This is a genomic window from Streptomyces boncukensis, assembly GCF_011045075.1.
Taxonomy (GTDB): domain Bacteria; phylum Actinomycetota; class Actinomycetes; order Streptomycetales; family Streptomycetaceae; genus Streptomyces; species Streptomyces boncukensis.
Genome location: NZ_JAAKZZ010000285.1, coordinates 1 through 9,578, shown reverse-complemented (window position 1 = coordinate 9,578; position 9,578 = coordinate 1). Strand labels below are relative to the sequence as shown.

Genomic DNA, 9,578 nt, shown 5'->3' with positions numbered 1-9,578 from the left:
GGGGGTGGGTGGGGTGGTGGAGCACCAGGTCCGCGCGGTAGTCGATCATCCAGCCCGCGTCCAGGGCCCGCCAGGCGAGGTCGGTCTCCTCGTGTGCGTAGAAGAACTCGTCCGGCAGGCCGCCGACTTGGGCGAAGACCTCGGTACGCACGGCGTTGGCGCCGCCCAGGAAGGTGGTGACCCGCGAGGAGCGCATCGGATCGGAGGCCCGCAGCCGGGGCACATGGCGGCGCTGGGTGCGGCCGGTGTCCGGGTCGGCGATCCGGAAGCCGACGATGCCCAGCCCGGGATCGGCCGCGAACGCCTGCCGCACCAGCTCGGCGGTGCCCGGGTCCGGCAGCAGCCCGTCGTCGTCCAGGAAGAGCAGGACGTCCACCTCGGAGCCCGCGGGCCCGAACGCCTCGATGCCGACGTTGCGGCCGCCGGGGATCCCGAGATTTTCCGGAAGTTCCACCGTCCGTACACCGTCCGGCAACGCGGGCAGCGGCGCTCCGTTACCCACCACCACGACCGGGACCGGGTCGCCGTCCTGCTTGGCGACCGAGTCGAGCAGGTCCCGCAGCTCCTCGGGGCGGTTACCCATCGTGAGCACGACGGCGCCCAGCCTGACGGCGGACCTCTCCCCCGTCACTCCCCCCGTCACTTGAGCCTGCTCGAAGCCAGGATGGACACCAGGTGCAGCAGGGTCTGCAGCACCGCGATGCCCGCCAGCACGGCGACGCCCAGACGGGAGAAGAAGAGGTCGTCCCGCGCCGCGTCCACCACCGCCAGCACCAGGATGAGCAGGGACGCCTCGACCCCGAGGACCAGCCGGTGGAACTTGAGCGCCGCTGCGGCCCGGCGCGCCACGGCCAGGCCGGACGAGCGCGGCTCGGCCGCCTCCTCCTTGACCGGCGGCAGCCCGCTCTGGTGCCGCGCGACGCCGACGAGGTCGGACTCCGCCTTGATCAGGATGGCGCCGAGCGCGGCCAGGGTGCCCAGGAAGGCCCACAGCCAGTCGATCCGCCCGTCGCCCCACAGATCGGCGGCCCGCAGCCCGAAGCCGACCAGCACCGCGGCGTCGCACAGATAGGCGCCGACGCGGTCCAGGTACACCCCGCTCATCGAGTACTGCTGCTTCCAGCGGGCCACCTCGCCGTCGACGCAGTCGAGCAGCAGATAGAGCTGGACCATCAGCACCCCGAGCACGGCGCCGGGGATGCCGGGCACCAGCAGGGCCGGCCCGGCGAGCGCGCCCGCGACGGTCATCACGTACGTGAGCTGGTTGGGCGTGACCCGGGTGTTCACCAGGTGCCGGTCGATGCGCAGCGAGAGCTCGCGCATATACAGCCGTCCGGCCCAGTGCTCCCCGCTGCGCCGGTCCTTCACCCCTGCGGGGTGCACGACCGGCCGCAGCTCAGCTACCGATGGCTTGTGCATAGTCCGCGTACGCGTCCCTGATCTGGTCGGTGGACAGGTCGAGGTGTTCGAGGATGGTGTACCGCCCGGGGCGGGTCTGCGGGGCGTACGCGACGACCCCGACGAACTCGTCGGCGTCGAAGCCGATGTCCTGGGGCAGCACCGGCTGCTGGTGGCGGCGCAGCACCTCCACCATCAGCCGCGCGGTGTCCTTGTCCCCGCGCAGGAAGGTGGCGAACGCGGCGCCCAGGCCGCACTGCTCGCCGTGCGGTGCCGCGCGCTTGGGGTAGAGCAGGTCGAAGGCGTGGTTGATCTCGTGGCAGGCGCCGGAGGCCGGGCGGCTGTCGCCCGCCACGGACATCGAGATGCCGGTCAGCACCAGGCCCTCGGCCAGCACCTGGAGGAACCCGTCGTCGCCGACGTCGCCGGGGTGGCGCAGCACCGCCTCGCCCGCCTGCCGGGCCATGGCGGCGGCCAGCCCGTCGATGGCCTCGCCGCACACCTGGTGACCCAGCTCCCAGTCCTTGACGGCCGAGATGTTGGAGATGGCGTCCCCGATGCCGGAGCGGATATAGCGCTCCGGGGCCTCGCGGATGACGTCGAGGTCGATGACGACGGCGATCGGGTTCGGCACGCCGTACGAGCCGCGGCCCGCGTCGTTGTCGAGGGTGGCGACGGGCGAGCACAGGCCGTCGTGCGAGAGGTTCGTCGCGACGGCGACCAGCGGCAGGCCGATCCGCGCAGCGGCGTACTTCGCACAGTCGATGATCTTGCCGCCGCCGAGGCCGACGACCGCGTCGTAGCGTCCGGACTTCATGGCGTCGGCGAGCTTGATCGCGTCGTCCAGGGTGCCGCCGCCGACCTCGTACCAGGAGGCGTTGGGCAGCTCCGGCGCGAAGCGCCGGCGCAGCGCGGCGCCGCTGCCGCCGGAGATGGCGAAGGCGAGCTTGCCGTTGGCCGAGATGCGCTGGTCCGCCAGCAGGCCCGCCAGGCCGTCCAGGGCGCCGCGCCGGATGTCGACGACGACGGGGGACGGAATGAGACGGGTCAGTACTGGCATGCGATCTCCCGGCCCTTGGCGAGGTCGTCGTGGTTGTCGATCTCGACCCACTTGACGTCGCCGATGGGGGCGACATCCACCCTGAAGCCGCGGTTGACCAGCTCCTGGTAGCCGTCCTCGTAGTAGAGCTGCGGGTCGCGCTCGAAGGTGGCCTTCAGCGCGTCCGCCAGCTCACCGGCGGCCTCGGCCTCGATGAGGGTGACGCCGATGTACTCGCCGGTGGCCTCGGCCGGGTCCATCAGCTTGGTGATCTTCTGGACGCCCTTGCCGGGGTCGGCGACGACCTTCATCTCCTCCTCGTCCAGCTCCTTGACCGTGTCCAGGGCGAGGATGATCTTCTTGCCGTCACCGCGCGCCGCGAGCAGGGACTCCTCCACGGAGACCGGGTGCACGGTGTCGCCGTTGGCGAGGATGACGCCGTGCCGCACGGCGTCCCGGCCGCACCACAGGGAGTAGGCGTTGTTCCACTCCTCGGCCTTGTCGTTGTCGATGAGGGTGAGGGTGAGACCGTACTTCTTCTCCAGCGCCGCCTTGCGCTCGTACACGGCCTCCTTGCGGTACCCGACGATGACCGCGACCTCGGTCAGCCCGATCTTGGCGAAGTTGCCGAGGGCGATGTCGAGGACGGTCGTGCTCTCCTCGTCGCCCTCCGGGCCGACGGGCACCAGGGCCTTGGGCAGGGTGTCGGTGTAGGGGCGCAGACGCCGTCCGGCGCCGGCTGCCAGCACGAGGCCGATCATGCGGGTTCTCCTGTTTCGTCGTGTACGGCGGGTGCTTGCGAGGACACCCAGAAACGGATGCTCTCGACGAGCACCACGGCCGCGATGACCACGGCGAGCGCGGTCAGCGCAGAGCTGAAGCCTTGGCTGTCCTGATCCGCGCCGCCCAGCCAGAGGGCGGCGGCAATCGTGACCAGCAGAGTCCGTCCCTCGTGTCCGCCGATCGCCCGCACCAGCCACTGCGGGGGCGCTCCGGTGCCACCGCGGATGCGGTACACCGTGTCGTAGTGATGGTAGGCGACCGCCGCCACCAGCCCGAAAGCCGCCGGCAAAGCGCCGTTCACCTCGGAGCGGGCGGCAAGGACCAGAATGGTGGCGTATTCCGCGATACGGAAGAGGGGCGGGAGCAGCCAGTCGAGCGCCCCCTTGGGGGGGCGCGCGAGGGCCAGACCGGAGCACAGGACGTAGCACACGGCCGCCAGGACTGGCCAGACGCTGCCGAGCGGGGCCCCGTCCGCCGCGCCGAGGAGGAGGCCCGTCCCCACGACGGCCACGGCGGGCGCCCCGAAGCGCGGCAGGCGCACGCCCCGCAGCACGCGGGCGCACCCCTGCGCCAGGGGCCCGCTGTCCGCCAGCGCGGCGAGCGCGTGCGCGGCGCGGTCGGTGCGGCCCGGTGCGCGGGTCAGCGAGCGCAGCACCCGGCCGGCCGTGGTGTAGCAGGCGGCGAAGGCGCCGGCGATCAGCAGGACGACCAAGGTGATCCGGGGGGTGGTCACGGCGGTGAGCACCGCGATCAGCGCCCAGCGCTCGCCGATCGGCAGCACGATCATCCGGCGCGCCCAGACCGTCCAGCCCACGCTGTCGAGCCGGCCGGAGAGGGCCGCGGTGGGGCTGCCGCCGCCGGCCGCCGCCTCCCCGGCCTGGGCCTCGTTGAAGGCGAAGTCGACGGTGTGCCGCGCGGTCATCAGGATCATGGCGGCGAGCGCGAGGGCCCATACGTCGTCGCCGCCGCGCGCCGCGCCCAGCGCGAGGCCCGCGTAGTACGCGTACTCCTTGGCCCGGTCGAAGGTGGCGTCCAGCCAGGCGCCGAGCTTGGAGTACTGCAGGTCGTAGCGGGCGAGCTGGCCGTCCGTCGCGTCCAGCACGAAGGAGGCGACGAGCAGCACGCCCGCCGCGGCGAATCCGGCACGCTCCCCGGTCGCGGCCGCCGCGGCCGCGATCAGCGCGACCACCAGGGAGGCGGTGGTCACCTGGTTCGGGGTCAGCCCGCGGCGGGCGCACCAGCGGGCGAGGTAGCGCGAGTAGGGGCTGACGCAGAAGGTGGTGAAGAACCCGTCCCGGGACTTGACGGCGGAGCGCAGCCGCACGGCCTCGTCGTCGACGGCGCCGGTGTCCTCCCGCGCCCGCCGCCGCGCGGCGTCGCCGTCCGGGACGGCGGCGACCAGGACGCCCAGCTCGGGGCGGTGCACCGGGACGTCCCCCGCGTCGAGGGCGGCCGCGACGGCGTCCGGGAGGGGGCGGGGGTCCGCGGCGCCGCCCGCGGACGCGCCGTCCCGCGCCTCCGCGCCGGGCGCGGAGGCGGCCGCCGGCGCGGCGGCCGCGGACTCCAGCGGGGCGAGGGCCCGGCGCAGCGCCCCGCGCGCGGCCGGGGCCACCCCCACCGCTCCGGGGACCGCGCCCGCGTCGAAGCGGGGGTCCCGCAGCGCGAGGCGGAGCGCATGGGCGTGGCCCACGAAACGCGGGTCGACCAGTGCGACGCGCTCCTGCGCCGGTACCCGGTCGAGCTGGGCCGTCAGCCCGGCCGCGCCCTCGGCCACGCGCACGTCGAACCCCAGCGACCGCAGGTCGTCCTCCAGCGGCGACCCGGCGACCGGCGGACCGGTGAGAATGGCGGTCGACAGAACGAACTCACTCCTTGAAGCTGGCACACCCGTGCCGGGGGACAGCCGGGCAGCGGGCAGGGCACGCCATCGCCCGTTCGGGGGGCGCGCAGCACGTCGGCAGAGAGTATCGGATCGCGGAGGCGAGGCTTCACCGAGCGTTCACCGGCGCCGGGTTGCGGCCGCGACACTGCATGCCGGGGACAGCATGGTGGATCATGGCCGTCCGTCACAACCGGAGCCGCACGGGCCGGATAGGGTTCCCCCATGACGTGGTTGATCACAGGCGGCGCCGGCTACATCGGCGCGCACGTGGTACGGGCGCTGACGGCGGCGGGGGCGCGGGCGGTGGCGCTGGACGACCTGTCCGCGGGCGCCCCGGAGCGGCTGCCCCCGGACGTCCCGCTGGTGCGCGGCTCGGTGCTGGACCGGCCGCTGGTCGCGCGTACGCTCGCGGAGCACGGCGTCAGCGGCGTGATCCACCTCGCGGCACGCAAGCAGGTGGCCGAGTCCGTCGAACAGCCGCTGTGGTACTACCGGGAGAACGTGTACGGGCTCACGGAGCTGCTGCGGGCGGTCGCGGACGCGGACGTGAGGCGCTTCGTGTTCTCCTCCTCCGCCGCCGTGTACGGCATGCCGGACGTGGACCTGGTGACGGAGGACACGCCGACCGTGCCCATGAACCCGTACGGCGAGACGAAGCTCGCGGGCGAGTGGCTGGTGCGGGCCACCGGTCGGGCGCACGGCATCCGGACGGCCTGTCTGCGGTACTTCAACGTCGCGGGGGCCGCCGCTGAGGAGCTGGCCGACACCGGTGTGAGCAATGTGATCCCGATGTTCTTCGACGCGCTGACGCGCGGCGAACCGCCCCGGATCTTCGGCGACGACTACCCGACGCCGGACGGCACCTGCGTGCGCGACTACATCCACGTCCAGGACCTGGCCGAGGCCCATGTCGCCGCGGCCCGCGGCCTGGACGGCGGCCCGGCCGGCGGCAGCGGCGGGGCCGGAGGCGGTGACCTGACGGTGAACATCGGCACCGGCACGGGCGTCTCCGTACGGGAGATGGCCGATCTCGTCGCGGAGGTCAGCGGCCGGGCCGAACCCGCCGCGCGGGTGGCGCCGCGCCGCCCCGGCGACCCGGCCCGGGTGGTGGCGAGTGCCGACCGCATCCGCGCGGAGCTGGGCTGGAAGCCCCGGCACGGGGTGCGGGAGATGGTCTCCTCCGCGTGGGCGGGCTGGCTCCGGCTGCACCCCGAGGCGCGCTGAGGACGGCGTCGCCGGCCGCGTCCCGCACCAGGCACGGCTGGCCGGATCCCATCGCCCTCCGGGCCCCGGGTCCCCGCCTTGTCCGGCCGGGAAGCGGATTGCGGCACACTGGATCACGCTGGTTCACAAGCGCCCACAAGAAGGATGAACATGGCGAACAGCCCGGCGGCCCCGATCATGCTCGAACTGGTCGACGAGAGCGGAACGACGATCGGTACCGCGGAGAAGCTCTCGGCTCATATGCCACCGGGCCGCCTGCACCGGGCGTTCTCCGTCTTCCTGTTCGACGACACCGGCCGGCTGCTCCTCCAGCAGCGGGCCCTGGAGAAGTACCACTCGCCCGGGGTGTGGTCCAACACCTGCTGCGGCCACCCGTACCCCGGTGAGCCGCCCTTCGCCGCCGCGGCCCGGCGGGTCGGCGAGGAGCTGGGGGTGTCGCCGTTCTCGATGCGCGAGGCGGGCACCGTGCGCTACAACCACCCGGACCCGGTCTCCGGCCTGGTCGAGCAGGAGTTCAACCACCTGTTCGCGGGGCTGGTGCGGGACGAGCTGCGGCCGGATCCGGAGGAGATCGCCGAGACGGTGTTCGCCACGCCGGAGGAGCTGGAGAAGCGGCACGCGCAGGACACGTTCTCGGCCTGGTTCATGACGGTGCTGGACGCCGCGCGTCCCGCGATCCGTGCGGTGACGGGGGACTCGGCTGGCTGGTGAGCGGCAGCGCGGCCCAGATCACCTTGCCGCCCGCGCCGGTCTGCTCCACGTCGCACACCCCGCCCGCCTCCCCGGTGAGCGCCTTGACCAGGAGCAGGCCGCGCCCGCCTGTGGTCTCGTCGTCGGGCACGGCGGCGAGCGCCTTGGGACGGTAGGGGTGGCTGTCCTCCACGGACACCCGCAGCCAGCCGCCGCCGAGCGAGACCTCGACGCCGATCTGGGGCGTGAGCAGCGCCGCGTGCCGCACGGAGTTGGTGACCAGCTCGGAGAGGATCAGCAGCAGGCTCTCCCGCACCTCCTCGGGGACCGGGGCCGACTGCCGTGCGAGCAGGTCCCGCACGGCGTGCCGCAGCTGCGGGACCGACGCGTCCTGCGCCGGGGCGGCGAACCTCCAGGGGCCCTCGTGCGGCAGGCGCTCGGCGCGCTCCGCGCGCACCGGCCGTTCGGCGACGGCCTCCACGCGCTCGGCCCGCTCCTGCACACCGCGGCTCTCCATCTCCGCACCCCGCTCTCCTCGATTGCCACGCACGTGCACAGCGTTCTTGCAGATGCACTTGCATCGAGTGTTGGTACTCCGCGGGGCTGGTCCGGTCCGCTGACTGCAAGTCGGCACTTATCGATGGCATTTGACAGAGAACTTACGCGCCAGTCAGCTCTCTGACAGTTCATGCCGGGGCCTCCCGGTCCGATCGAGCGGATACGATCCCGGCCATGGAGCCCTCCCCCGAGTCCGCGGTGCGCGTCGCCACGGCCGACGGCGTCGCCACCGTCACCCTGCACCGCCCGGCGAAGCGCAACGCGATGACGCCCGCGATGTGGCGGCGGCTCGCCGACCTGCTGACCGGGCTGGCCGAGGACGACACCGTCCGCGTCCTCGTGCTCACCGGCGCCGAGGGCACCTTCAGCGCCGGGGCCGACATCGCCGCGCTGCGCGCCCCCGCGCACGCGCCGGGCCCCGGGGGCGGCGCGGCTCCGGCCGAGGAGCAGCAGACGCTGGCGGTAGCGGCCGAGGAGGCGCTGGCCGCGTTCCCCAAGCCGACGCTGGCCGCCGTGCGCGGGCACTGCGTCGGCGGCGGCTGCCAGCTGGCCGTGGCCTGCGACCTGCGGTTCGCCTCCGAGGATGCGCTGTTCGGCATCACCCCGGCGAAGCTGGGCATCGTCTACCCCGTGACCTCCACCGAGCGGCTGGTACGGCTGGTCGGCCCGGCCACCGCGAAGTACCTGCTCTTTTCGGCCGAGCTGATCGACGCGGCCCGCGCGCTGCGCTCCGGGCTGGCCGACGAGGTGCACCCGGACGACGGGCTGGAGCGGCGGGTGGCCGAGTTCGCGCGGACCCTCACGTCGCGCTCCGGGCTGACCCAGGCGGCGGCCAAGGAGGCCGCCGACGGCCGCGGCACCCCGCAGAGCGCCGAGCGCTGGCGCCGAGCGGCCGCAGCGAGCGGCGAGACGGCCGAGGGAGTCGCGGCGTTCCTGGAACGCCGCCCACCGCGCTGGGCCCGCGCCTAGGGCCTTTCGTCAACTGGCCGCGTCAGCGCGGCTGAACGGCGTCATCCCGGTCTTGCCGCCGTACCGGAACTTCTGCTTCGACTCCCCTTCTGACCGTCCCTTACGGCTCGGTAGCGTACGGGCATGACGTCACTCCCCGAGCGCGCCGGGCGGCGCTGCCACCACGCGATCCAGCCCCTGCACTCCACCGTCTACTTCTCGCCGGCTCTGGGGAGAGAGCTGGCCCCCTACGGCATCGACGACTGGCTCCCGGCGTACCTCGCCGTGCGGGCCGCTCCGCTGGGCGCCGTCGGCGCGGGCACCGTGACCGCGGCGTTCTATACGTTCAGCCACGCCGCCGTCGCCCGCTTCGTGCCCGAGGTGTGGGACGCCGCGTCCCCCGACACGGTGCTCGCGGCCCGGCTGCGCGCCGTGGACGCGACGCTGCGCGACCTGCTGGGCGACGAGGCCGTCGGCTCCTCCCGGATGGCCGAGGCCGCGCGGCTGGCGCTGCGCGCGAGCGAGGCGTGCACCCGCCCGGGGCGTCCGCTGTTCGCTGCCAACGCCGACCTGCCCGTGCCGCCCGTCACGGAAGCGCCGCACCTCGCCCTGTGGCACGCGGTCACGCTGCTGCGCGAGCACCGGGGCGACGCGCACATCGCGGTGCTGCAGAGCGCCGAACTCGACCCGCTGGAGGCCCAGGTGAGCCACACTGCCAGCGGCCACGGCATCGCCCCCGGGTGGGCGCTGCGCACCCGGGGCTACAACGAGCAGGACTGGTCGGCGGCCCAGGAGCGGCTCGCCGGGCGCGGGCTGCTGGACGCGGACGGCGAGCTCACCGAGCGCGGCCGGGAGCTGCGCCGCGAGCTGGAGCAGGAGACCGACCGGCTGGACCGGGCGCCGTACGAGCACCTGGGCGCCGAGGGCGTCGCGCGCCTCACCGAGCTGGGCGGGGAGCTCACCGGTGCCGCCGTCGCCGCGGGCGGGTTCCCGGAAGGGCTGATCGGCACGCGCTGAGGCCCCGCGCCCCGCCCCGAGCGGCGCACCGCCCCGCAC

10 protein-coding genes are annotated in these 9,578 nt (G+C 74.0%); 4 read left to right on the top strand and 6 right to left on the bottom strand.

What is annotated here, in order from left to right:
• The 5 genes from G5C65_RS23655 to G5C65_RS23635 form a co-directional block, all read right to left on the bottom strand.
• A partial coding sequence (locus tag G5C65_RS23655; RefSeq protein WP_165300931.1) for a glycosyltransferase family 2 protein occupies window positions 1-583 on the bottom strand: 583 nt, incomplete at its 3' end.
• Between the two features lie 56 nt (window positions 584-639).
• Window positions 640-1,419, bottom strand: coding sequence for a CDP-alcohol phosphatidyltransferase family protein (locus tag G5C65_RS23650; protein WP_165300929.1), 780 nt, complete (start codon window positions 1,417-1,419; stop codon window positions 640-642).
• The gene (locus G5C65_RS23645; RefSeq protein WP_165300928.1) at window positions 1,397-2,458 is read right to left on the bottom strand and encodes an iron-containing alcohol dehydrogenase family protein; all 1,062 of its coding nucleotides are present in this window, start codon (window positions 2,456-2,458) and stop codon (window positions 1,397-1,399) included. Before G5C65_RS23645 ends, G5C65_RS23650 begins: the two co-directional genes overlap by 23 nt.
• Window positions 2,446-3,198, bottom strand: a complete 753-nt coding sequence (locus G5C65_RS23640; protein ID WP_165300927.1) for a phosphocholine cytidylyltransferase family protein — start codon at window positions 3,196-3,198, stop codon at window positions 2,446-2,448. The genes G5C65_RS23645 and G5C65_RS23640 overlap by 13 nt, the downstream gene beginning before the upstream one ends.
• Window positions 3,195-5,078 carry a DUF5941 domain-containing protein gene (locus G5C65_RS23635; RefSeq protein WP_165300930.1) on the bottom strand — a complete coding sequence of 628 codons (1,884 nt, stop codon included), beginning with the start codon at window positions 5,076-5,078 and terminating at the stop codon, window positions 3,195-3,197. The genes G5C65_RS23640 and G5C65_RS23635 overlap by 4 nt, the downstream gene beginning before the upstream one ends.
• 246 nt (window positions 5,079-5,324) lie before the next feature.
• Between G5C65_RS23635 and galE the strand changes: the two genes are divergently transcribed.
• On the top strand, window positions 5,325-6,326 hold the full coding sequence (gene galE / locus G5C65_RS23630; protein ID WP_165300926.1) for a UDP-glucose 4-epimerase GalE: 1,002 nt from the start codon (window positions 5,325-5,327) through the stop codon (window positions 6,324-6,326).
• Between the two features lie 150 nt (window positions 6,327-6,476).
• The gene (gene idi, locus G5C65_RS23625) at window positions 6,477-7,037 is read left to right on the top strand and encodes an isopentenyl-diphosphate Delta-isomerase (protein ID WP_165300925.1); all 561 of its coding nucleotides are present in this window, start codon (window positions 6,477-6,479) and stop codon (window positions 7,035-7,037) included.
• On the opposite strand, the gene G5C65_RS23620 is transcribed toward idi, so the two are convergent.
• Window positions 6,970-7,533: an ATP-binding protein gene (locus G5C65_RS23620; RefSeq protein WP_165300924.1), complete on the bottom strand. Its 564-nt coding sequence runs from the start codon at window positions 7,531-7,533 to the stop codon at window positions 6,970-6,972. The two genes, idi and G5C65_RS23620, sit on opposite strands and share 68 nt — an antisense overlap.
• A 215-nt stretch (window positions 7,534-7,748) precedes the next feature.
• On the opposite strand from G5C65_RS23620, the gene G5C65_RS23615 reads away from it, so the two are divergent.
• Together G5C65_RS23615 and G5C65_RS23610 are read left to right on the top strand one after the other, a co-directional pair.
• Window positions 7,749-8,543, top strand: coding sequence for an enoyl-CoA hydratase/isomerase family protein (locus G5C65_RS23615; RefSeq protein WP_165300923.1), 795 nt, complete (start codon window positions 7,749-7,751; stop codon window positions 8,541-8,543).
• Window positions 8,544-8,666: 123 nt separating this feature from the next.
• On the top strand, window positions 8,667-9,539 hold the full coding sequence (locus G5C65_RS23610) for an SCO6745 family protein (protein ID WP_165300922.1): 873 nt from the start codon (window positions 8,667-8,669) through the stop codon (window positions 9,537-9,539).
• Window positions 9,540-9,578: the final 39 nt, after the last annotated feature.

Excerpts from the sequence above, each read along its gene's own strand:
- G5C65_RS23650 (WP_165300929.1), bottom strand. The coding sequence starts at position 1,419 with ATGCACAAGCCATCGGTAGCTGAGCTGCGGCCGGTCGTGCACCCCGCA.
- G5C65_RS23645 (WP_165300928.1), bottom strand. The coding sequence starts at position 2,458 with ATGCCAGTACTGACCCGTCTCATTCCGTCCCCCGTCGTCGTCGACATC.
- G5C65_RS23640 (WP_165300927.1), bottom strand. The coding sequence starts at position 3,198 with ATGATCGGCCTCGTGCTGGCAGCCGGCGCCGGACGGCGTCTGCGCCCC.
- galE (WP_165300926.1), top strand. The coding sequence starts at position 5,325 with ATGACGTGGTTGATCACAGGCGGCGCCGGCTACATCGGCGCGCACGTG.
- idi (WP_165300925.1), top strand. The coding sequence starts at position 6,477 with ATGGCGAACAGCCCGGCGGCCCCGATCATGCTCGAACTGGTCGACGAG.
- G5C65_RS23620 (WP_165300924.1), bottom strand. The coding sequence starts at position 7,533 with ATGGAGAGCCGCGGTGTGCAGGAGCGGGCCGAGCGCGTGGAGGCCGTC.
- G5C65_RS23615 (WP_165300923.1), top strand. The coding sequence starts at position 7,749 with ATGGAGCCCTCCCCCGAGTCCGCGGTGCGCGTCGCCACGGCCGACGGC.
- G5C65_RS23610 (WP_165300922.1), top strand. The coding sequence starts at position 8,667 with ATGACGTCACTCCCCGAGCGCGCCGGGCGGCGCTGCCACCACGCGATC.